This is a genomic window from Sporosarcina sp. G11-34, assembly GCF_026931025.1.
On record NZ_JAHNZW010000003.1, the window covers coordinates 189409 to 210716 of the forward strand.

General features: G+C 39.1%; 25 protein-coding genes and 2 riboswitches. Of the genes, 19 read left to right on the plus strand and 6 right to left on the minus strand.

The window, feature by feature from the left end:
• The first annotated feature begins 1 nt into the window (after window position 1).
• The 11 genes from ribE (at window position 2) to acsA (ending at window position 8935) form a co-directional block, all read left to right on the plus strand.
• A complete protein-coding gene (gene ribE, locus KSU66_RS05130) occupies window positions 2–652 on the plus strand; it encodes a riboflavin synthase (RefSeq protein ID WP_269050344.1) in 651 nt (216 codons plus the stop codon).
• Window positions 653–666: 14 nt separating this feature from the next.
• Window positions 667–1860 (plus strand): bifunctional 3,4-dihydroxy-2-butanone-4-phosphate synthase/GTP cyclohydrolase II, encoded by a 1194-nt coding sequence (locus tag KSU66_RS05135; protein ID WP_269050345.1) that lies wholly within the window; start codon window positions 667–669, stop codon window positions 1858–1860.
• A 12-nt stretch (window positions 1861–1872) separates the two neighbouring features.
• Window positions 1873–2343, plus strand: a complete 471-nt coding sequence (ribH, locus tag KSU66_RS05140; protein ID WP_269050346.1) for a 6,7-dimethyl-8-ribityllumazine synthase — start codon at window positions 1873–1875, stop codon at window positions 2341–2343.
• A 172-nt stretch (window positions 2344–2515) separates the two neighbouring features.
• Window positions 2516–2863 carry an ASCH domain-containing protein gene (locus KSU66_RS05145; RefSeq protein ID WP_269050347.1) on the plus strand — a complete coding sequence of 116 codons (348 nt, stop codon included), beginning with the start codon at window positions 2516–2518 and terminating at the stop codon, window positions 2861–2863.
• 8 nt (window positions 2864–2871) lie between these two features.
• Window positions 2872–3315 carry a hypothetical protein gene (locus tag KSU66_RS05150; protein ID WP_269050348.1) on the plus strand — a complete coding sequence of 148 codons (444 nt, stop codon included), beginning with the start codon at window positions 2872–2874 and terminating at the stop codon, window positions 3313–3315.
• A 41-nt stretch (window positions 3316–3356) separates the two neighbouring features.
• Window positions 3357–3680: a DUF2691 family protein gene (locus KSU66_RS05155; protein ID WP_269050349.1), complete on the plus strand. Its 324-nt coding sequence runs from the start codon at window positions 3357–3359 to the stop codon at window positions 3678–3680.
• 227 nt (window positions 3681–3907) lie between these two features.
• Window positions 3908–4258: a hypothetical protein gene (locus tag KSU66_RS05160; RefSeq protein WP_269050350.1), complete on the plus strand. Its 351-nt coding sequence runs from the start codon at window positions 3908–3910 to the stop codon at window positions 4256–4258.
• A gap of 114 nt (window positions 4259–4372) precedes the next feature.
• Window positions 4373–4485: riboswitch (SAM riboswitch) on the plus strand.
• Between the two features lie 163 nt (window positions 4486–4648).
• Entirely contained in the window at window positions 4649–5638 is a 990-nt protein-coding gene (locus KSU66_RS05165) for an aliphatic sulfonate ABC transporter substrate-binding protein (protein ID WP_269050351.1), read from the plus strand.
• A 12-nt stretch (window positions 5639–5650) separates the two neighbouring features.
• Entirely contained in the window at window positions 5651–6493 is an 843-nt protein-coding gene (locus KSU66_RS05170) for an ABC transporter permease (RefSeq protein ID WP_269050352.1), read from the plus strand.
• A gap of 14 nt (window positions 6494–6507) precedes the next feature.
• Entirely contained in the window at window positions 6508–7221 is a 714-nt protein-coding gene (locus KSU66_RS05175) for an ABC transporter ATP-binding protein (RefSeq protein WP_269050353.1), read from the plus strand.
• A 1-nt stretch (window position 7222) separates the two neighbouring features.
• Window positions 7223–8935, plus strand: a complete 1713-nt coding sequence (gene acsA, locus KSU66_RS05180) for an acetate--CoA ligase (RefSeq protein WP_269050354.1) — start codon at window positions 7223–7225, stop codon at window positions 8933–8935.
• 83 nt (window positions 8936–9018) lie between these two features.
• On the opposite strand, the gene KSU66_RS05185 is transcribed toward acsA, so the two are convergent.
• The gene (locus KSU66_RS05185) at window positions 9019–10182 is read right to left on the minus strand and encodes a pyridoxal phosphate-dependent aminotransferase (RefSeq protein WP_269050355.1); all 1164 of its coding nucleotides are present in this window, start codon (window positions 10180–10182) and stop codon (window positions 9019–9021) included.
• 180 nt (window positions 10183–10362) lie between these two features.
• A riboswitch (SAM riboswitch) is annotated at window positions 10363–10474 on the plus strand.
• Window positions 10475–10544: 70 nt separating this feature from the next.
• Here KSU66_RS05185 and KSU66_RS05190 point away from each other — a divergent pair.
• From KSU66_RS05190 to KSU66_RS05200, 3 genes are read left to right on the plus strand one after another with little or no spacing between them, the layout of a single operon-like run.
• On the plus strand, window positions 10545–11558 hold the full coding sequence (locus KSU66_RS05190) for a methionine ABC transporter ATP-binding protein (protein WP_269050356.1): 1014 nt from the start codon (window positions 10545–10547) through the stop codon (window positions 11556–11558).
• Window positions 11548–12219 carry a methionine ABC transporter permease gene (locus KSU66_RS05195; RefSeq protein ID WP_269050357.1) on the plus strand — a complete coding sequence of 224 codons (672 nt, stop codon included), beginning with the start codon at window positions 11548–11550 and terminating at the stop codon, window positions 12217–12219. Before KSU66_RS05190 ends, KSU66_RS05195 begins: the two co-directional genes overlap by 11 nt.
• Window positions 12220–12237: 18 nt before the next feature.
• On the plus strand, window positions 12238–13050 hold the full coding sequence (locus KSU66_RS05200) for a MetQ/NlpA family ABC transporter substrate-binding protein (protein ID WP_269050358.1): 813 nt from the start codon (window positions 12238–12240) through the stop codon (window positions 13048–13050).
• A 411-nt stretch (window positions 13051–13461) separates the two neighbouring features.
• Here the strand turns inward: KSU66_RS05200 and pepF are convergent, their stop codons facing one another.
• The gene (gene pepF, locus KSU66_RS05205) at window positions 13462–15276 is read right to left on the minus strand and encodes an oligoendopeptidase F (RefSeq protein ID WP_269050359.1); all 1815 of its coding nucleotides are present in this window, start codon (window positions 15274–15276) and stop codon (window positions 13462–13464) included.
• A 97-nt stretch (window positions 15277–15373) separates the two neighbouring features.
• On the minus strand, window positions 15374–15679 hold the full coding sequence (locus tag KSU66_RS05210; RefSeq protein ID WP_269050360.1) for a hypothetical protein: 306 nt from the start codon (window positions 15677–15679) through the stop codon (window positions 15374–15376).
• A 138-nt stretch (window positions 15680–15817) separates the two neighbouring features.
• On the opposite strand from KSU66_RS05210, the gene KSU66_RS05215 reads away from it, so the two are divergent.
• The gene (locus tag KSU66_RS05215) at window positions 15818–16264 is read left to right on the plus strand and encodes an NUDIX hydrolase (protein WP_269050361.1); all 447 of its coding nucleotides are present in this window, start codon (window positions 15818–15820) and stop codon (window positions 16262–16264) included.
• Between the two features lie 55 nt (window positions 16265–16319).
• Here the strand turns inward: KSU66_RS05215 and KSU66_RS05220 are convergent, their stop codons facing one another.
• Window positions 16320–16769, minus strand: coding sequence for a hypothetical protein (locus KSU66_RS05220; protein WP_269050362.1), 450 nt, complete (start codon window positions 16767–16769; stop codon window positions 16320–16322).
• A gap of 169 nt (window positions 16770–16938) precedes the next feature.
• On the opposite strand from KSU66_RS05220, the gene KSU66_RS05225 reads away from it, so the two are divergent.
• Window positions 16939–17421, plus strand: coding sequence for a PaaI family thioesterase (locus KSU66_RS05225; protein ID WP_269050363.1), 483 nt, complete (start codon window positions 16939–16941; stop codon window positions 17419–17421).
• 79 nt (window positions 17422–17500) lie between these two features.
• Here KSU66_RS05225 and KSU66_RS05230 read toward each other — a convergent pair whose 3' ends face one another.
• Together KSU66_RS05230 and KSU66_RS05235 are read right to left on the minus strand one after the other, a co-directional pair.
• Window positions 17501–17797 carry a hypothetical protein gene (locus KSU66_RS05230; RefSeq protein ID WP_269050364.1) on the minus strand — a complete coding sequence of 99 codons (297 nt, stop codon included), beginning with the start codon at window positions 17795–17797 and terminating at the stop codon, window positions 17501–17503.
• Window positions 17798–17863: 66 nt separating this feature from the next.
• On the minus strand, window positions 17864–19126 hold the full coding sequence (locus KSU66_RS05235) for an erythromycin esterase family protein (RefSeq protein WP_269050365.1): 1263 nt from the start codon (window positions 19124–19126) through the stop codon (window positions 17864–17866).
• A 142-nt stretch (window positions 19127–19268) separates the two neighbouring features.
• Between KSU66_RS05235 and KSU66_RS05240 the strand changes: the two genes are divergently transcribed.
• The 3 genes from KSU66_RS05240 (at window position 19269) to KSU66_RS05250 (ending at window position 21274) form a co-directional block, all read left to right on the plus strand.
• Window positions 19269–19502 carry a hypothetical protein gene (locus KSU66_RS05240; protein WP_269050366.1) on the plus strand — a complete coding sequence of 78 codons (234 nt, stop codon included), beginning with the start codon at window positions 19269–19271 and terminating at the stop codon, window positions 19500–19502.
• 67 nt (window positions 19503–19569) lie between these two features.
• Complete coding sequence (locus tag KSU66_RS05245) at window positions 19570–19878, plus strand: DUF4870 domain-containing protein (RefSeq protein WP_269050367.1); 309 nt, start codon at window positions 19570–19572, stop codon at window positions 19876–19878.
• 154 nt (window positions 19879–20032) lie between these two features.
• The gene (locus KSU66_RS05250) at window positions 20033–21274 is read left to right on the plus strand and encodes a dicarboxylate/amino acid:cation symporter (RefSeq protein ID WP_269050565.1); all 1242 of its coding nucleotides are present in this window, start codon (window positions 20033–20035) and stop codon (window positions 21272–21274) included.
• The last annotated feature ends 34 nt before the right edge of the window (window positions 21275–21308 follow it).

The following is a 21308-nucleotide window of genomic DNA, read 5'->3' on the forward strand; positions in this document are numbered from 1 at the left end:
TTTGTTTACTGGAATTGTAGAAGAAATTGGTACGGTTTCATCTGTTACACCAGGAAAGACTTCACTTCAACTTAACATCAAATGCACGAAAGTACTTAGTGACGTCAATAAAGGCGATAGCATTTCTGTAAACGGCGTTTGTCTAACTGTCTCTAGTCATTCACAATCCCAATTTACAGCGGATGTTATGCCTGAAACAGTAAAAGCGACAACGCTTCATGAATTACGCACGGGAAGTTTCGTAAATTTAGAACGCGCAATGGCCGCAAATGGCCGATTCGGCGGACACTTTGTAAGTGGACATGTCGATGGCACGGGGAAAATTGTTTCGATTCAGCAGAAAGAAAATGCGATTTATATGGAAATTCATATCGCTTCTGAATTCTTAAATTACTTTATCGAGAAAGGCTCGGTTACTGTTGATGGAACATCGCTTACCGTTTTTGGTGTGACTGAGAAAGGGTTTATCATATCTCTTATTCCGGTGACACAAGAAGATTCAGTACTTGGAAAAAAACGAATGGGCGATAAAGTCAACGTCGAATGCGATATGCTAGCGAAATATATGGAACGTCTTATATCCAAAAAAGTAGAAAAACAAAGTGGCGGGTTGACTATGGATACACTCACTGCAAATGGATTTCTCAACTAAGAAGGGTGACTAATATGTATACAACCGCAGAAAAAGCAATTGAGGAACTGAAAAAAGGGAAAGCGATTATCGTAGTAGATGATGAAGATCGCGAAAATGAAGGAGACTTTGTTGCACTCGCTGAATTTGCAACACCCGAAATGATCAACTTTATGGCAGCCGAAGGTCGCGGACTTATTTGCGTGCCAGTCGAAGAAGAAAAAGCTGTTCAACTCGATTTGAAGTTAATGACCGAAGATAATAGTGATTCATACGGTACCGCATTCACAATTAGCATCGATCATGCGTCTTGCCATACAGGCATATCTGCATTCGAGCGGTCTGACACCATTTTAGGAATGTTAGGAAAAGACGCGGAAGCATCTGACTTTAGAAGACCGGGTCATATCTTTCCATTGATTGCGAAAGCGGGCGGAGTGTTAAAACGGGCCGGTCATACCGAAGCGGCTGTTGATCTTGCAAGACTTGCGGGATCAGAACCTGTCGGTGTTATTTGTGAAATTATGAATAGCGACGGAACAATGGCGAGGGGGCCAGAGTTAAAAGTACTTGCTGAACGATTGGATCTTGTCATTTTAACGATTCAAGAATTGATTGCTTATCGCCGTAGAACGGAAAAACTTGTCGAACGGATTGTTGATATTAATCTTCCGACAGAGTTTGGAGAGTTTAAAGCAGTTGCATTTGTTGAAAAACTGACAGGACGTGAACATATCGCACTTGTAAAAGGTGATGTTTCGGAAACAGAAAATGTCCTTGTTCGAGTACATTCGGAATGCTTAACGGGCGATGTTTTCGGCTCAAGTCGATGCGATTGCGGCCCTCAATTACATGCTGCACTTGCGCAAATTGAAGACGCAGGTACTGGTGTACTGTTATACATGCGCCAAGAAGGTCGGGGCATTGGGCTTGTGAATAAGATGAAAGCCTATAAGTTGCAAGAAGAAGGGTATGACACAGTAGAAGCGAATTTGAAGTTAGGATTTGCCGATGATTTACGTGAATATGGTATCGGTGCGGAAATTTTACGTGAACTTGGAATCAAAACGATTCATTTATTGACAAACAACCCAAGAAAAATTGCGGGACTTGCAGGACATGGACTTGAAATAACAAAGCGACTTCCAATTGAAATGCCAGTAAAAGAAGAAAACCGAATCTATATGGAAACTAAAAAAAGTAAACTAGGGCACTTGCTGCATAGTTAAGGGGGAATTGTAATGGGAACAATATACGAAGGACATTTAGTAGGATCAGGACTTAAAGTAGGTATTGTTGTTGCAAGGTTCAACGAATTTATAACGGGGAAATTATTAGGCGGTGCAGAAGATGCACTACGTCGCCACGGTGTAGAGAGCAGTGACGTCGATGTTGCTTGGGTTCCAGGGGCTTATGAAATTCCGCTTGTCGCAAAGAAAATGGCAGCTAGCGGAAAATACGATGCTGTTATTACGTTAGGGACGGTCATCCGCGGAGCAACACCGCATTTCGACTTTGTGTGCAGTGAAGTTGCCAAAGGCGTCTCGGCCATCAATATGCAAGAAGGCATTCCCGTAATTTTTGGTGTCTTGACGACAGACACGATTGAACAAGCTATCGAACGCGCTGGAACGAAAGCCGGAAATAAAGGCTGGGATGCAGGTACTGCTGCAATTGAAATGGCGAATTTATTGAAACAGATTTCAGAATAAAAATAAAAAAAGGATGCCCCGCTTTCATTACGAAGTGGAGGCATCCTTTTCATTTGGTTTCGATTTCATCTATACATCCAGCATACCAAGTATAAAATGATTAGATTACTCGCAAAGGTTCCTAGTAAACGTTATAATGGAGGGTGAGTAAGAATTGAAACGGGGGATAATAATGAGTAAGCAAAAAAATGTAGAACTACCAGAAAAAACATGTACGATTGAAAAACTAGTTACGATAAAAGCAGATGTAGCGAAGGTGCTAAGTGGTGAAAAAACTGCAACGAGACGTAATGGCGTGTATGCAGATCTTGGTGAAATAATGGTGCTGGACGGTAAAGAATTCAAAGTCGATGCCATTTACTCACAAACACTTGGAGAAATGACGGATGAACATGCGCATCAAGAAGGTTACTCGAATATGGAAGACTATAAGCAGTCTATTTTGTCATTCCATCCGAATATGCCATGGCTCCCGACGATGAGCGTATGGGTACACGAATACAGTCCGGTTCAGAAATGATTTTTTGAATGATACCAAAAGTTTACGGTATAATCGTTTTCATGCATGTCCTAAGTGCTGTACTATCCATTGGTCCATTATTTATACTAATGCCGCTAATTAAACGGTTACGTAGCGTTGGGACGAACGTAGAAGGGGCATATTTGTCTATTATCAACGTTATCATCCGTCTAGTCATGCATGCGGGGCACGCCCTCGTTTTCACGGGTGTGTCTCTCCTTATTATTGGACCTTGGCCATGGTATACATCATGGGTAATTCTAACGGTCTTTGTGATGGGGGTATCTGCGTTTTTCTTGGCGACAGGTTTTACAAGAGTCCTTCGGAATTTTAATAAGGCGGGGATGAATAAAAACGACATTCTAGATCGTTTGAATAGAACGTCATGGTTATACATCGGCCTTATGATTCTAATGCTTTGGCTAATGGTGGAAAAACCGATGTTTTGGTGAAATGGTTATACATAAAATGAGGATGTGCATCTTGTCGGTGCATGTCTTTTTTTGATTCAATTATGGTTTTACCAGGTGATGAATTTTTTAAACAGATTTCAGAAAATGAATATTACTTAATTTTTACGGATTTAAAAGCTTTCAAGAATGTAGCATCCGCAACAGAAATCGAGACATACGAAGACTTTTTGAAGAGTGACTGTCAGTTTGTTCTCCTTCTTGTGGATTCATCGTATGTAACAATCTATTCCAAAGATAAAACGACTATCCTAAGTCTTTACAATCAAGTACTTGGCGCCAACTACGAAAATGTAAAGTATATTACAGATGGAAATGATAAGCGCACAACATTAATAGCTTTTTAATTGCTGTAAACTACGCAATATAAAATAAGTAAAAGGAGATTCCCAAGTTATTGGCATCCTGTATAAGGAAATTAATGCTTTCAAAAATAGAGGACTAGCTTAAAGATTCAAGGTATGAAAACGCTCCGCTAAATCTTAATTGGTAAGGTCCTTCCCCATTCCTTTCTGCATATAATAATTAAAAAGAAAAAGTATTCTTTGGATAAAATGATCAAGGAGCGATGACTTTGAGGGGAAACTATCCATTATCCGGTGAAGGATTACAAAATAAAGATAGTTCACAGGATTATGGTGCTAAAATAGGACTTTTGGGTGCTGCGATATCTACATTTGGGGATGCTTTACAAACTATTGGAGGTGCAATTGCAATAGAAGAGGGTCGAATTTCCGATAAACAGCAGGAACAAGAAATAGGAAAATTACAAAGTCAAATTGATGAATTGAAAAAAGAACAATCAGAGAATAATGCGATGAGTATAGAAGTAGAGCTACTAAACAAACAACTAAAAAGAATTATTGGAAAATTAGAAATGGATGACGAATCATCTGAAAACTTCAAAACGAAAAAGAAAAAGTGAGTCATTTGATAAAGAAATTGAAAAAAGTATTTGACAATATGTATGAATATAGTATATGATAATTCCTAATGATCTAACTAATTGAAAAAACTGTACATTCAAAATTAAATAGTACTCTTATCAAGAGCGGCGGAGGGAATAGGCCCTATGAAGCCCGGCAACCAACAGGATATTTTTCTGCAAAGGTGCTAAATCCTACAGATTCAATTGGATCTGGAAGATAAGAGGAGGATTTTCTGCCCTCTTCTTAATTGAAGGGGGCTTTTTATATATCCAAATTGTAAAAAGAAGAGTTTTCATAGTATAAAACCAAGTGAACGAATAGGTAAAGTGTAGTTTGAGAATTTGAAGGACAAATTTATTAAAACTTATTATTAGGGGGAAATTAGAATGAAGAAGATTATTACATTTGTTTTATTAATTGTAGGCGCGTCGTTCATCATGACGGCTTGTTCAAATGCACAAGGGGAAGAGAAGAATAATTTAAAAAAGGTAGTTCTGGATTATGCCTATTACTCGCCTACGAGTTTAGCTCTAAAGGAGTTCGGATGGGCAGAAGAAGCTTTTGAAAAAGAAGGCATCGAGGTTGAATGGGTTCTTAGCCAAGGAAGCAATAAGGCACTGGAGTTTTTAAATTCTAAAAGCGTCGATTTTGGATCTACCGCGGGGGCAGCAGCATTGATTGCAAAGTCAAATGGATCTCCAATCGAGTCTGTATATATTTATTCGAAACCAGAATGGACTGCACTTGTAACGACGGAAGATTCACCGATAAAATCAGTTGAAGACTTGAAAGGAAAGAAAGTTGCTGCAACTTTAGGGACGGATCCATATATTTTCCTTTTACGCTCACTTCAAGAAGTAGGTCTGTCATCGAAGGACTTGGAAATTGTGAACTTACAACATGCGGATGGTGCAAATGCTTTGTTAACTGGCCAAGTCGATGCGTGGGCTGGTCTGGATCCACATATGGCAAGAGTTGAAGTTGACTCTGGGGCGAACTTATTCTTACGAGATCATGATAAAAATACGTATGGCACATTGAATGTACGATCGGAATTTGCGGAACAGAATCCGGAAGTTGTTGAAAAAGTAATCGAGGTATATGAGAAAGCGCGGAAATGGGTTATAGAAAATCCAAATGAAGCTGCTGAAATATTAGCAAAAGAGGCGGATATGAAGTTGGAAGTGGCTAAGAAGGGCATCGAGCGGAATGATTTTTCTAATCCTATTCCCGGAGATAAACAAATTGAGGCACTGGAAGAGGCCGGCGCTGTCCTGAAGTCAGAAAATGTTATTAAAAGCGATACAGATATCGAGGAATTAGTGAATGAATTAATTATTGATCGATTTGCGAAAAAAGTAATCGTAACAAAATAGGGGGCGAATTGTATGACGGTCAACACTAAAACAAACGAATTTTCGATAGAGAAAAGTGAAGAGTCTAGTAAATCACGTGCAGACTTAAATAAATTTAGAGGTCTTGCACTCGGATGGATATTACCAATCGTTCTTTTAGTCGTATGGGAAGCGACGGCACGTTTTGGCTTGATAGATTCCTATGTATTTCCCGCTCCTACAACTATTTTTCGAAAAATTCTAGAAATGGCTGAAGAAGGAACACTTTGGGGACATATCGGAATTACTTTTTTTCGAGTATTTATCGGTTTTTTTGCTGGGACTTTCGCAGCGCTCGTATTGGGTTCGATCGTAGGCTATTTCAAATGGTTTGAACAGCTTATGGATCCATTAATCCAAGCATTCAGATCAATCCCTTCTCTTGCCTGGGTGCCATTATTCATTTTGTGGATGGGAATTGGAGAATCATCCAAAGTGGTGTTAATTGCTGTTGGTGTTTTCTTTCCGGTGTATTTGAATATCGTATCCGGTATTCAAGGTGTTGATCGCAAGCTAATTGAAGTAGGAAAGATTTATCACTTTACTTCATTCCAGATTGTGCGTCGTATCATTTTACCGGCATCTCTTCCATCTTTTCTTGTAGGCTTACGCAGTGGCGTCGGTTTAGGTTGGATGTTCGTAGTTGCTGCAGAATTGATGGGGGCGAGTCAAGGGCTTGGTTACTTACTAGTTGTCGGTCAGAATACGTATTCACCTGAACTTATAATGGCAAGTATAATTTTATTTGCAATACTGGGGAAAGTAACAGACGCTCTATTGAAAGCGTTGGAAGCTCGAGCATTAAGATGGCAAGATAATTTACAAAACCAACAATAAAAGGAGTGGTCAATATGTTGGAAGTGAGACAGGCCTCAAGAACATTTAATAACGGACTTGCCGGATTCAAAAGCATATCCTTTTCTATTCAAGAAGGTGAAACCGTTGGAATTTTAGGAACAAGTGGGTGTGGAAAAAGTACACTTCTCCGGGTATTGTCTGGGTTGGATAAGGAATTTGTTGGAGAAATAAAAGTTGCTGGGGCGGGAAAACAACCGATTGGCATGATATTTCAAGAGCCTCGGCTTATGCCATGGCTCACGGTCGAAGAAAATATTTTATTTGGAAACAAAGATGTAAAAAAGGAAGAAGTACAAGAATATTTGGACCTTGTCGGGTTAACTGATTTTGGGGACTATTATCCGAAAGATTTATCAGGTGGAATGGCTCAAAGAACTGCAATCGCTCGCGCGTTGATCGGACAACCGGATGTTCTACTTCTTGATGAACCTTTTAGTGCGCTTGATGCATTCACCAAGATGCAATTACAAGATTTACTATTAAAAATTCAAAAGAAACGTTTATCAACGATGGTAATTGTTACACATGACATCGACGAAGCCCTTTATTTATGTGACCGGATCTTCATTCTTGGCGGACAACCGGGTTATCTGCAAGCTGAATTGACAGTGGAAGTTACAAAACCAAGGGATCGTGGGAGTTCATTTCTTGCGGAGAAAAAATCAGAAATACTTAATTTACTACAGATTGAAAAGGCGGTTGAGTAAAATGGCAAACAGTACAGTTATTTCTCCGAATAAGGGGAATTATAATATTACGACCGAATTACCTAAAAGGGAAGATTTCTTATGGAAAGAAGTAGAGTCGAATTTTAGTTGGTCCCAAACAGGAAAAGTAAATATGGCATATGAGTGTGTAGACCGCCATGTCGCAGCTGGATTTGGTGAGCAAATTGCACTTCATTATATTGGAGAAAATGAAGAGTACAAACTAACATATAGTGAATTGAAAAAAAGGTCTGATCAGTGGGCAACCGTGTTGAAAAAACATGGTGTGAAAAAAGGTGACTTTGTATTCGTATTTTTACCGAAGCATCCAGATTGTCATATCGCTATGCTTGCAGCAATTAAGCTTGGGGCTGTCGTCGGGCCACTTTTTGAAGCATTTATGGAAGACGCGGTAAAGGAAAGAATTCATGATTGCGAAGGAACCTTTTTAATCGCATCACCAGAACTTGTGAAACGGGTTTCCCGAAAGGAATTACCGTCTTTAACGACAGTGTTTATTACAGCTGAACCGGAACTATGTAAGGGAGATGAAATTTCTTTATTTGAAGAAGTAAGGAAGTTCGAAGTAGAAGAAAACATAATTGAATGGGTAGATCTTGATCATGGATTGAATATCCATTATACAAGCGGTTCGACAGGTAAACCTAAAGGGATTATTCATGCACATCGAGCAATGATTCAGCAATATATAACGGGTAGATGGGTACTCGATTTAAAAGAAGAGGATATTTATTGGTGCACCGCTCATCCAGGCTGGGTGACGGGGACCGTCTACGGTGTGTTCGCTCCATTGCTAAATCGAGTGACAACTGTCATTCATGGAGGTAGATTCGGTGCGAAAGAATGGTACGACGTATTAGAGCGTACGGGTGTAAATGTTTGGTATAGCGCACCGACTGCATTTAGAATGCTGATGGCGGAAGGGGATAAACTAACGTTCGATTATGACCTTTCAAAAATCCGACATATTTTAAGTGTCGGTGAACCATTGAATCCAGAAGTTATTCGATGGGGAATCGATGTGCTTAACAAACGAATTCATGATACATGGTGGATGACAGAAACAGGTGCCCAGTTAATCGTTAATTTACCATCTGAAGCGATAAAGCCAGGTTCTATGGGGCGACCATTTCCAGGAATTGAAGCAGCTATATTAGGAGATAACGGGGAGGTTCTGGATAACGGATCTGTCGGGCAATTGGCATTGAAAGCAAACTGGCCTTCTTTAATGAAGGAAGTATGGAAAGACCCGGATAAGTTTTTGACATATTTTCCTTTCGAAAGTTGGTATGTTTCAGGTGATTTGGCAATAATTGATGAAGACGGATATGTCTTTTTCCAAGGACGAAGCGACGATATGATTAACTCATCTGGAGAACGAATCGGTCCTTTCGAAGTGGAAAGTAAACTTATTGAGCATCCCGCAGTCGCCGAAGTGGGTGTTATTGGAAAGCCGGATGAAGTAAGAGGGGAAATCGTGAAGGCGTTTATTGTATTAAACAAAGAGTATAAGGAAGGTGATGGGTTATTAGAAGAATTACGCTTATTTGTTCGTAGTGGGCTTGCCGCACATGCAGCTCCGAGGGAAATTGAATTTATTAAAGAGTTACCCAAAACTCCGATTAGCGGAAAAGTCCTTCGCCGCGAATTAAAAGCAAGAGAGGCCGAAAAAAGAATAGCCTTAGAAGTCTAGGCCTTTTGAAGAAGATTAGGTATGGTCCGACTTTAAAAAATCGAAAACAGACGAATGGGTAATCATTCGTCTGTTTTTTGAATTCAAAACAAATTGAGTTTTTCAATTCGTGTAATGGCTTCCCTCAAACGATCTTCATCTTCTAATAATCCAACGCGTATGTATCCTTCCCCATGTTCACCAAAACCATGTCCTGGTGCAACGATGATATCTGCTTTTTCGTACAGTAAATCAGAGAACGATTCGCTTGTATGTCCTTCCGGCACAGATAACCATGCGAAGAAGGATGCGCCTGGTGCAACTACATTCCAACCAATTCGATGGCACTCGGAAATTAATACATTGCGCCTCGTTTCGTAAAGTGAAGCGAGCTCAACGACACAGTCTTGGCTTCCCGTTAATGCAACTGCTGCTGCACGCTGAATAGCAGGGAAAATATCAATGAATAAATGGTCTTGCAACAAGCTAATGGCCTCGATGATTTTGGCATTCCCGACAGCGAAACCGACTCGCCATCCAGCCATATTATACGTTTTTGACAATGTGTACATTTCAATACCAACATCTTTTGCACCTTCAGCTTGTAGAAAACTAACCGGTTTCTTACCATCAAACCCAATGCCGCCGTAAGCAAAATCATGCATGACAGCAATATCGTTAGCTTTCGCAAATGCGATGGTTTCTTCGAAAAAAGGAACCGTGGCAGTTGCACTTGTTGGGTTGTTTGGATAATTCAAGTACATCAATTTCGCATTTTTTTTCTGTTCATCAGTCAAAAGATTATAGTCGGGGAGAAAATCATTTTCCGCAAGTAAGGGCATTGTATCGTATGTGATATTCGCCAAACTGACCGCCGATAAATAATCAGGATACCCTGGGTCTGGAAGCAATAGTAATTCCCCTTCATTCATAAGGGCAAGAGGTAGTTCTACCAATCCAGGTTTGGTGCCAAATAGGACAGCGACTTCTGTTTTAGGATCGATATCGACATTGTATTCACGTTTATAAAAATCTGCGGCGGCTTGTTTGAATTCCATAATTCCTCTAAATGGGGAGTACCCGTGTGTCGCTGGGTCTTCTACGGCTTCCTGTAGAGCTTTTACAATATGTGGCGGCGTAGGTTGGTCTGGATTTCCGCGACCTAAGTTAATAACATCTCGCCCCTCCGCAACGGCTTTTTCAGCTTTGTGAGTGAGCGATGTAAAAAAGTGTGGAGGAAAATTTTTTAATCGATTTGAAAATTCCATTTGATGACCTCATTTTCGAATTAGTTGCATATCTCTAATAAATCTTATAGTCATTTGCTTTATTTGTCTACTCGAAGTACAAGAATAGTAGTCATTTGAGAAAAGTTAATTATCGACAAGGGTTGACAGCGTTCTTGTTTCGTATTATGATTCATTGTATACGTTTACAACTTCATATGGAACTTATCGTGAGAGACTGAGGGATTAGGCCCTATGACGTCCGGCAACCCCATGTCAAATACATGGAAGGTGCCAATTCCTACAGAGTGTATGCCATTCTGAAAGATAAGCTGAAATTATTTGCTCAGTGCTTCTTTCATCATGAAAGAAGTGCTTTTTATTTGTAGAAAGAAGGGAATTTCATGATTCAAATAAAAGGTGTATCAAAAATATATAACACAAAAGAAAGAGTCGTAAAAGGTGTAGATAACGTAACCCTTACTATTAATAGAGGGGAAGTTTTCGGAATCGTCGGTTACTCAGGTGCCGGAAAAAGTTCGCTCATCCGGTGTTTGAATTTATTGGAGAAACCAACGAGCGGGACAATCTTAATAGACGATGTGAACTTGATGGAATTACGGGGGGAAAGCTTGCGACGTGCCCGTTTAAAAATTGGAATGATTTTTCAGCACTTTTATTTAATTAGTCAAAAGACAGTTTATGAAAATATCGCTTTTGCATTACGTGCGGCAAAAACACCCGCGAATAAGATTAGCGAACGCGTGGAAGAACTACTTGAAATGGTAGGTCTATCTGATAAAAAGGACGTGTACCCGGCACAACTAAGTGGAGGGCAGAAGCAGCGAGTTGGTATTGCACGTGCACTTGCTAATGATCCATCCGTTTTACTTTGTGATGAGGCCACATCGGCATTAGATCCAAATACAACGTTATCTATTTTGCGCTTGCTTAAAAAAATTAATCGGGAGTTAAAAATTACAATCGTTCTTATTACACATGAGATGAACGTAGTAAAAGAGATTTGTGATCGAATGGCGATTATGCAAGATGGAAAAGTGGTTGAGGAAGGATCTGTATATAATATATTTTCAGATCCGCAAACAGAGTTAACGAAGGAATTCATTAGTAGCGTTGTATCATTCGATGTGCCACCTGCCATTTTAGAAAAATGTACAGGCCGCCTTGTTAAAATCATGTTTAAAGGAAACATTGCCGGTGAAGGAATTATTTCTGATACCGTGCAAAAATTTGATGTCCAAGGGAATTTCCTACATGGTTCCATTGAATATATTCAGGAAAATCCACTTGGCATTTTCTTAATGGAACTAAAAGGGGACGAGCATGAAGTGGATCAGGCTCTTGCGTATATGTCATCCCGAGCCGCACAAGTGGAGGTGATTGAGCATGGGAATTGAATTTCAACGCATCGTGGAACTACTACCTGAAATAACGAAAGCATTTGGCGAAACGATTTATATGATTGGAATTGCATTTGGAGTGGCGTTACTTATTGGGTTGCCACTTGGACTTCTACTTTTCGTCACGGAAAAAGATTTGTTTTTGGAAAATGTCTTCATCAAATCCGTTTTGGGCTTTATCATCAACGTCGTTCGTTCGATTCCATTTATTATCTTACTCGTGGCAATTACACCGCTGACAACGTTTATTGTTGGGGATGCTTATGGTCCGACAGCGGCAAGTGTTTCGTTATCCGCGGCAGCGATTCCATTCTTTGCAAGGATTGTAGAAACATCCATGCGGGAAATTGACAAAGGCGTGATTGAAGCGGCAATCGCGGTTGGTGCAACGCCGTGGATGATTATAAAAGATGTTTTGCTACCTGAAGCGAAATCGAGCATTATTCAAGGTCTCACACTAACAGTAATCAGTTTAGTCGCCTATTCCGCTATGGCTGGGTTTGTCGGTGGCGGGGGAATTGGAGACTTAGCCATTCGATTCGGTTATTACCGTTATGATAATACGATTATGGTTGTGACAGTTGTTATTTTGATTTTATTAGTACAAGCGATTCAGTTTGCTGGGGATCGTATTTCAAAAGCAGTAGATAAAAGCTAACTAGAGGAGAGAAAAATGATGAAAAAGTTTATTTTTAAGGTTTTGATACTTGCGCTTGCGGGGGTACTCGTAGCTTGTGGAGGAAAAGATAAATCGGGAGATGAAAAATCACTAAAGCTCGGTGCAACACCCGGTCCTTATAGTGATATGTTAACGAAAGCGATTATTCCAGAACTAGAGAAAAAAGGATATAAAATAGAAGTTACTGAGTTTAGTGATTATGTTCAGCCGAATAATGCATTAAATAGTAAATCGATTGATGCGAACTTATTCCAACATATTGTTTACTTGGAGAACTTCGCAAAAGAAAATAAGATGGAATTAACAGATTTAATCAGTGTCCCGACAGCACCACTAGGCATTTATTCGGAAAAGTATAAGTCGTTGGATGAAATTGAAGACGGCTCAAAAATTACAATTCCTAACGATCCTGTGAATGCTGCTCGAACGTTATTAACGTTACAAGAACTTGGTTTAATAGAAATTGACGGCGATGTTGATCCAATCAAATCATCTGAAAAAGATGTTACAGTTAATCACAAAAACTTGGTTTTCCAACCAATTGAAGCAGGTCAGCTACCTGTTTCAGTGAAAAATACAGACTTGGCAGCTGTACCTGGAAACTTTGCAATCGCTGCGAAGATGAATTTACTTGATGCATTAGCGCTAGAAAATATGCCAGACCAATTCCGGAACGTTGTTGCGGTAAGAACGGAAGATAAGGATAAACAATTTGCAAAAGACATTATAGAAATTATTCAATCAGCTGAATTCGAGAAAGTTATTGACGCGGAATTTGAAGGTTTCGGTAAACCGGAATGGATGAAATAAGTATAGTAAAGGGGAACCATCTAAGTGATTTTTACTTGGATGGTTTTTTGTACTATATGAGTCGATTTTATAGTTCCGTATTTTAACTTAAGATACGAATGTTAATGAGGTTTTAAGCTTTATTGTTCATTAATAATATAAGGAGTTTCGTTGATTGGAGCGAAGGGCGGCGACTCCAATGGGAACAGCAGTGAGAGAGGAAGTTCACTCTCTCTTGGCTGAAAGCCCCGCAGGAACGTAGTGACGAGGAGATTGAAGCCGTGCCACGGAAATCGTCCGCTCGAAGCGGAAATCAACCTTGTTCGTATTTAAACACTAAATCTTCTATTATGAAATTAACTCATATAAATTGAAATCAAAAAACGAATCAATCCACAAACGGATTGATTCGTTTTGACTTATTTGAATAACTTATTGACCTGCTTCAATTTCTTCTGTCAGTTCTACAAGCTGATCAATCAGTTCACCGATGTAAGCAATTGTGTCACGTAACGGTTTTTCCGTTGTAATGTCTACACCGGCCATTTTTGCAAGTTCGGCTGGAGATTTTGTTCCGCCTGTTTTTAATACGTCCAACCATTCATCAACAGCTGGCTGACCTTCTTTCAAAATCCGTTTAGAGACTTGAGTGGAGATTGTTAGTCCCGCGCTGTACGTATATGGATATAAGCCTATGTAATAATGAGGTTGACGCATCCATGTCAGTTCGGCACCTTCGTTAATTTTAATATCTTCCCCCCAGAACTCTTCCAAAACGCCTCGCTTCAATCCATTTAAAATCCCTGCGTTGACGCTTCCGCCTTCATCGATACGCTCATACACTTTTCGTTGGTAAGCAGCTTCGAGTAAATGCGTAACGAAGTTATGGTAGTATGTTCGTGCAACGATAGATGAAATGACCCAACGTTTAAATTTAGGATCATTTGAACTTTCAAGAAGATGATTCGCAACGAGCATTTCGTTCATTGTCGAAGGTGCTTCGATGAAGTAAAGCGATGGACGTGCGTTAAAGACATTTTGTTCACGATTTGCATTGTAGAAATGCCCCGCATGTCCAAGTTCGTGCGCAAGGACGAACACATCTTCCATACTGCCAGTCCAAGAAATAAGGATGTATGGATGGTTTCCGTGTGGACTTGAGCAGAATGCACCCGTTGATTTCCCTTTGTTTTGTGCAAAGTCAATCCAACGCTCTTTATATGAACGGTCGACCATATTCAAGTAGTCATCACCCATAACAGCGAGTGCGTCATCGATATATCTTTTTGATTCCTCAATTGTAATTTTTGGTTCATATGACGGATCCAAAGGTATTTTTAAATCGGCAAATGTCATTTTATCTAACCCATGAACTTTTTGCAGTAATTTTGCGTATTTACGCATATGTGGTGCGAGTTCCTTCGTGATTAAGTCAATTTGGCGGTCATACATGGATTTGTCGACTTCTTGATTGAATAGTAACGAGTCAAAAATTGTATCAAAACCACGCAAGTCAGATGTTGTTTTCTCAGTTTGAAGATGTAAATCATATGTTTTTGCTGTCGTATGCTGATACTCTTTTAGTTTACTTGAGAACGAATCAAATGCGGCACGTCGAATGTCCGTGTCTGTTTCGTTTTCCCAATCGCCTTCGAATGATACATAACTCATCGGGTAAGACTGCCCATTTACTTCAAAATCATCAAACGACATATCAATCATTTTCGTTGTATTATAAAGTTCATACGGTGCACTGAATGTAGTAGAATAAGCGGCTAGTGTCTTTTCTACTTCGGGATGCAATTGATATTTTTTTCTTAGAATCAGTTTTTCCAAGTAATTTTGAAATTCAGCGGATTCCTCTATAGATTGTTCCAATGTTTCAATAGGTAATTCCAATAGTTCACTGTTTAGAAACGAAAGTTTACTGCCGATTTTTGCCGAAGTCGAACCGAATGCACTTGCACGCATTTGTGATGCGTCATCGGTCTGATCCGTGCTTAATGATAATCTAGAGTAATTACCTACCGGAACTAATTGTTCGGAGATAACCGCATAGCCTTTCAATGATTCAATAACGGATGCCGAATCTGTAATTTTACCTTTAAATTGATCGTGAAATGCATCTACATTCGTTTCAAGTTGGGCTACTGCTTTATTAAAATCTTCTTCAGTTGCAAATAAATCCTTTAAATTCCACGTTTCTTCTATTTTTACTTCTGAACGTAGTGGTAAACTTTTAACCAATTCTCATCTCTCCCTTTTATTACGCTTCTCGAACTAATTATATAGTAGATTGGGAGGAATGTAAAAACGAATCACTATGTTTAGAATTCTTGGGTAACTAATTTTTGCGCTTTTCATTTTTTTCGATTTCATCTGAAACGACGAAGGCGAGTTCGATGTTGCCAAACATTTGTAACACATCTAGTAGCGTTTCATCTTCAATTTCAATTTTTTCAGTGTCTTCCGTTTCAGCCACTACGTTTAGCAGTGCAGGATTTTCCAATTGTTCGGGATAGGCTTTTGCATACAGTTTATTTGCGTCGAGATTGTGATTAATGCACCATGCAACAAATAATTGGATCATTACTTGCTCGTCTTCTTGATATTTTTTAATGATGAATTCATCGATAGATATATTCTCCATATGGGCACGCTCCTTTTGTTACTACAATAAGTATATATCAAATCGACAAATGTATTTTTTTTTTTGTGTGGTCATAAGATAGTAGATGGGTGAATTCTTTATGTTTGTTGTTGGATAACTGTATAGAGGGGATTCAATTTGGGATATATTGAGGATTTGAGGAAGGTTGTTGGTAAGCGTCCACTTGTACTTACTGGGGTTGGCGTTATTGTTATTAATCGTGACCAAAAAGTTCTATTACAGAAAAACTTTGACGGCTTCTGGGGAATACCTGGTGGGTTTATGGAGTTAGGAGAATCCGCGGAAGAAGCCGGAAGAAGAGAAGTGTTCGAAGAAACTGGGATTCTAATTGGCAAACTTGAATTAGTAACAGTCGTTTCAGGTAAAGATGATTTTAGAAAATTGGCCAATGGGGACAAATATTATTCTGTAACAATTGTTTATGCGACAAAGGATATCGTCGGAGGGAAGCTAGCGGCAGATGGGGTTGAGACAACAGAAGTCCAGTTTTTTGAAATGAATGCACTTCCAAAAAAAATAAGCTTAGGGATGACACGGATTATCTCTAAAATTGAAAACGGCTAATCAATCAAATAAATGAAGCAAAGGAGATGCAAATTCCTTTGTTTCATTTATTATTTTATCTAGGGTTTTGGTTGCTAATAAAAAAATGAACGAGCCAATTGGCTTCAAGTGGTCCATCTACAATTTCATAATAAAGTGAGGAGTTTACAATAACGATATTTTCTTCGGCCATAATGGATAGTTGGTTTCCTAATTGTGCTTCCAAAATGAGACTAAATTGTTCGGGGTCGGATACTTCGGGTTGCTCTTCTGGTTTTAATCGTTGAACGCGGTAATTTTGTAGGTGTTTTATGAGATCTTCTACGACTACTTCATCTTCAGTCACCCATTGTTTAGGAGCAGAACCGGGCGTGGCGGGTTTATTGAAAGTGAGCAATACGAAGTGGTCGTCCATTGATTCTAGAATTTCGGAAAACATTTTTACTTTATAGTCGTTATGGTTTTGGATCATTACATATGTGCCGCCGAATAGAATAGCGATTAATAAGCATGCTCTTAATTTCATATATTTCCCCCTTCAACACGTTTCTTTAGTATACGCAGATGGTACCGAATAGATTTGTGTTGTCAGTCATTTAAATAGAAGTTTTATGTCTTTCTGAAAAAATAGATATTAAGGTTATCAGAATGCTATACTTGTATTTGTATGCACTTACAAAAGGGGAGATGTTTGAATGACGCTACATACTGTTCATGCAATTCAAGATGAATATCCAGATGATTTTGCTTGGTGTTTTGGTTGTGGACGCTTAAACGAAGACGGGTACCACTTTAGAACAGCTTGGCAAGGGGAGCAAACGGTTACGTTATACAAACCATCGGAAAAACATATAGCGATTCCGGGGTTTGTCTACGGTGGGTTAATCGCTTCGCTTATTGACTGTCATGGGACCGGTTCCGCAGCACTCGCACTGCACCGAAAAAACGGACATGAACCAGGGAGTGGCGAAGAACCACCACGTTTTGTAACGGCTTCGTTGAATGTGAACTTTTTAGCACCAACACCGCAAGGAGCATTACTAAAGGCCATTGGAAAAATTGAAGAAATTCATCCGAAGAAATGGAAAGTGGTTGTGGAAGTATTCGCGGATGAGACACTTTGTGCAACTGGGGAAGTTGTTGGAGTTGTTATGCCAGCAGCGTTTGGAAAGAAATAACTGGAAGATAATAAATGTGAAAAAGCCGATTGCTAGGTGCAATCGGCTTTTCATATAGGCAGAAATAAGCGTTCACAAATCATCTACGAAGTTCTTTATACGCATGAATGAAGTTGTTGGGGTCAGAATCGATTTCGAAACTGAAAACGCCTTGGCTTGTGTGCAAATAGAAGAAGCCGGCACCGCTGGAGAAAGGTTTATAGGACATATCGTGTACATGCTCTAGTTTGAACGTATTTTTGGCAGTGGAAATTGTTTCGCTATATAAATGGATACAATGAAAACTTCGCTTCGTTTTTTGGTCATACCAACCCATAATTCGTTCAACTGTACTATATGTAACAGTAGAGATAATTTCGTTATTGGATTCATTCATTGCATTTCCCCCAATTATAAAATGTCGATACCTTTATTATTTCATAAATGGCAAAGTCATGCCCGTTTATTGTTTTGTGTCAAGAGGTTGAAGTGCTGTTGTTTCATTTATAAAGATAAAAGCATCGTAACGATCGCCGATGATAGATGGTATATAATTTTGGTGTGCTTCAAATTGGGGATTGTAGACGACTCCAATTGCCCGGTGGTCAATCGACTTTGTGAAGTGTTCGCGATTTTCCTCATTGAAAATGAGCAACTTATTAAAAGTTCCCGTTTTATGTAGTACATCTTCCCATGAGTCTTTTTTGGCGGAAGGAACTTCAAGTTTTTCAAAAGGAACTCCCCATTCATTAGCTGCGACAACTGTTCCATTATGAGTGCCAAAACCGACTGCAAAAACATCTTCTTTTTTATTTTGTTCTCGCAGAAGTTGCCCTACGTTGAGCATGCCCTCGTCTTTCATCGCAGTCGCTCTCGCATCGCCTATATGCGTGTTATGTTCCCAGACGATAATTTTTGTATCTTCGCCGTAGAACTTTCTTACTTCGTTGATTGCTTCGACCATATGCCCATCGCGAATATTCCAAGAAATTTCATCGGTTTGAACTGAAGTCCGATAGTATGCCTCGGCATTTTTCGTGACTAATGCATTCATTTTCAAATTAAGGCTTTGTTCAAAATCAGTAGGATAAAGATGTTCATTGGCACCAATAGATGAAAAAAGTCTTCCTACCTCTATGGCACATGTTTGTGAATGATGTGCCGTAGCAATTGCGTAATGTTCGGGTAGACGGTTGAACGGTTCAAAACAAGTGAGTACCTTCTTAGCTAATTCAAGATCAACACCCAAAGAATCAGCCCTTGTTAAATAATATAGGATTTCTTCCATCGACTCCCACAGGCTATATAAATCGATGCCGTAAAAACCGATTTTCTGTGTCGGGCCAAGTAGGCTATTATATGATTTTAGCCAGTCGACTAAATCGGCAATTTCTTCATTGGCCCACATCCAAGTTGGCCACCTGTTAAAGGCTTTTAATACATCACGCGCAGTCATAGTTTCATCTTCATGGCCTTTAATGTAGCGATTCACATGTCGGCATGTCGGCCAATCACCTTCAACCGCAATCGCTGTAAAACCTTTCTGTTCGATCAACATTTTGGATAGCTTTGCTCGAACTGTATAAAATTCTGATGTTCCGTGACTGGCTTCACCTAAAAGAACAATCTTCGCATCTCCTATCGCATCGATTAAGGGAGTTAGGTCATCATTTGATTCGAAAGGGAGTGCATATTTTTCAACGGCTTCTTCAAGCGTAAAATTCAATTGGAGACCTCCAGTTCCGATACTTCATGATGAAAGTATGCCCAAATACTTGAAAAATACCCTTCTAGAATAGGTGTAAAATTAGTGACAGATAATCCTAATAATGTACAATTAAATTATTAATGAGTAGGGGATGATTGAAATGTTTGAAGCGATTGCGATAGTCGGACTTGTCATGGCTGTGCCAATAACAGCAATTATTACAGACCATAAAAGAAGAATGGCTAAAATAAGGGGGGAGAGCATTCGCGAAGAAATTGAACTTGAAAAATTGAAACAACAAAATTTTATTATAGAAACGGAAAAAATGAAGCTTGAATTAGAAAAGATGAAATTAGATTATACACCAGCGCAAAGCGATATTATGAAAGTTTAATCCGAAACGAATCTTTGGCTTTTTCTTTCCGTATAATAAGATAGTAGAAAAGATGGAGGTTTTTTATATGGAAAAGACAGGATTGAAGATTTTGGTGCATTCCAGTGCTTTTTATTTTCCTTTCCTAGTTCCATTTGTTGTGTTTTTATTTATTGATGATCTTGAAATAAAGAAATTAGCAATTCAAGCCATCCTTTTTCAGCTTGTGATGGGTGCATTGATATTCGTATCCTTCTTACTAATATTCGTAATTATTGGCATTCCACTAATTATTGGTTTCAGTATTATGTGGTTTGTTGTACCGATTATCGGTATCGTCAAAGCGATAAACAACGTAGAATACAACTATCCGATAGTTGGTTTATGGGTTAGATAATAGAAAGGAATTATGGATTTTGTGGATTTAATTAACAGAATCCATACTCTATTTAGAAATACTATATTTATGTCCCTTTTCTGAATTGAATGTGATAAAGTAGTTTTTAAGGTAGGGAGAATATTCAAATAGGAACAGGGGAATGGACATGAAAATTAAGTTAAATCTCGTAACACAAATTTTTATCGCATTTGTTTTAGCTATTATTTTAGGAAGTATTTTCGGCAACTCAATTGATTTTCTAAAACCGTTTGGCGATCTATTTTTACGGCTAATTAAATTTATTATTGCACCACTAATTTTATCGACTCTTGTAGTTGGAGTAGCAGGTACTTCAGATACGAAACAGTTAGGTAAAATGGGAGTAAAAACAGTTGCTTATTATTTAGGAACGACTGCTGTTGCAATTATGATTGGTCTTGCAGTAGCGTATGTAATGGAACCTGGTAAGGGCTTAACGATTTCTACAGAAGGTTTAGAAGCTCCTCAAGTCGCGGCGGAAGAATCGCAAAGTGCAGTGACGACAATCTTAAATCTAATCCCTGAAAATCCCTTTACTGCGTTAGCTGAAGGAAATATATTGCAAATTATTTTCTTTGCTTTATTTATTGGTATTGGAATTACACTTGTTGGAGAAAAAGCACAACCTGTTTATCGCTTCTTTGAAGCCTTTTCAGAAGTCATGTACAAAATAACGGCTATTATTATGAAAGTCGCGCCCATTGGAGTACTTGGTTTACTTGCTCCTGTCGTTGGTGAATATGGGTTAACCGTTTTGTTACCACTCTTGAAAATTATAATGGCTGTATTCATCGCTTGTATTTTACACGCAATACTTGTTTATTCTGCGGCTGTAAGAGTTTGGGGGAAAATGAATCCGCTTACATTTTTCAAAGGGATTTCTCCAGCAGCGCTTGTCGCTTTTAGTACGGCAAGTAGCGCGGGCACATTGCCGATGACAATCAAAAATACGAATGAAAACTTAGGGGTTCCCAATCGAGTCTCAAGTTTTGTCTTACCACTTGGAGCAACCATTAACATGGATGGAACTGCTATTTATCAAGGTGTTGCGGTTGTTTTCATTGCACAATTTTATGGGTTAGATTTAACGTTATCTCAATTGCTAATGGTCGTTTTAACTACAGTATTGGCTTCTGTTGGAACCGCTGGAGTTCCCGGAGCTGGGATGATTATGCTGACGATGGTGTTAAGTTCAATTGGATTACCACTTGAAGGGATTGCACTCATCGCAGGAGTCGACCGAATTTTGGATATGATGCGTACTTGCTTAAACGTTATTGGAGATGCATCAGCAGCAGTCGTTGTAGCCGGAACAGAAAAAAAAGGGCAAAGAAAAACTGCAAAGAAAACGGCAAAAGCTACAGCTACGGCATAATCACATAATGAAAGGACTGGATTAGCAATTATGC

Excerpts from the sequence above, each read along its gene's own strand:
- KSU66_RS05190 (WP_269050356.1), top strand. The coding sequence starts at position 10,545 with ATGATTCAAATAAAAGGTGTATCAAAAATATATAACACAAAAGAAAGA.
- KSU66_RS05200 (WP_269050358.1), top strand. The coding sequence starts at position 12,238 with ATGAAAAAGTTTATTTTTAAGGTTTTGATACTTGCGCTTGCGGGGGTA.
- KSU66_RS05185 (WP_269050355.1), bottom strand. The coding sequence starts at position 10,182 with ATGGAATTTTCAAATCGATTAAAAAATTTTCCTCCACACTTTTTTACA.
- KSU66_RS05155 (WP_269050349.1), top strand. The coding sequence starts at position 3,357 with ATGTCTTTTTTTGATTCAATTATGGTTTTACCAGGTGATGAATTTTTT.
- KSU66_RS05175 (WP_269050353.1), top strand. The coding sequence starts at position 6,508 with ATGTTGGAAGTGAGACAGGCCTCAAGAACATTTAATAACGGACTTGCC.
- KSU66_RS05245 (WP_269050367.1), top strand. The coding sequence starts at position 19,570 with ATGGAAAAGACAGGATTGAAGATTTTGGTGCATTCCAGTGCTTTTTAT.
- KSU66_RS05195 (WP_269050357.1), top strand. The coding sequence starts at position 11,548 with ATGGGAATTGAATTTCAACGCATCGTGGAACTACTACCTGAAATAACG.
- KSU66_RS05220 (WP_269050362.1), bottom strand. The coding sequence starts at position 16,769 with ATGAAATTAAGAGCATGCTTATTAATCGCTATTCTATTCGGCGGCACA.
- KSU66_RS05210 (WP_269050360.1), bottom strand. The coding sequence starts at position 15,679 with ATGGAGAATATATCTATCGATGAATTCATCATTAAAAAATATCAAGAA.
- KSU66_RS05150 (WP_269050348.1), top strand. The coding sequence starts at position 2,872 with ATGATACCAAAAGTTTACGGTATAATCGTTTTCATGCATGTCCTAAGT.
- KSU66_RS05225 (WP_269050363.1), top strand. The coding sequence starts at position 16,939 with ATGACGCTACATACTGTTCATGCAATTCAAGATGAATATCCAGATGAT.
- KSU66_RS05145 (WP_269050347.1), top strand. The coding sequence starts at position 2,516 with ATGAGTAAGCAAAAAAATGTAGAACTACCAGAAAAAACATGTACGATT.
- acsA (WP_269050354.1), top strand. The coding sequence starts at position 7,223 with ATGGCAAACAGTACAGTTATTTCTCCGAATAAGGGGAATTATAATATT.
- KSU66_RS05170 (WP_269050352.1), top strand. The coding sequence starts at position 5,651 with ATGACGGTCAACACTAAAACAAACGAATTTTCGATAGAGAAAAGTGAA.
- KSU66_RS05230 (WP_269050364.1), bottom strand. The coding sequence starts at position 17,797 with ATGAATGAATCCAATAACGAAATTATCTCTACTGTTACATATAGTACA.
- ribH (WP_269050346.1), top strand. The coding sequence starts at position 1,873 with ATGGGAACAATATACGAAGGACATTTAGTAGGATCAGGACTTAAAGTA.
- KSU66_RS05135 (WP_269050345.1), top strand. The coding sequence starts at position 667 with ATGTATACAACCGCAGAAAAAGCAATTGAGGAACTGAAAAAAGGGAAA.
- KSU66_RS05240 (WP_269050366.1), top strand. The coding sequence starts at position 19,269 with ATGTTTGAAGCGATTGCGATAGTCGGACTTGTCATGGCTGTGCCAATA.
- KSU66_RS05165 (WP_269050351.1), top strand. The coding sequence starts at position 4,649 with ATGAAGAAGATTATTACATTTGTTTTATTAATTGTAGGCGCGTCGTTC.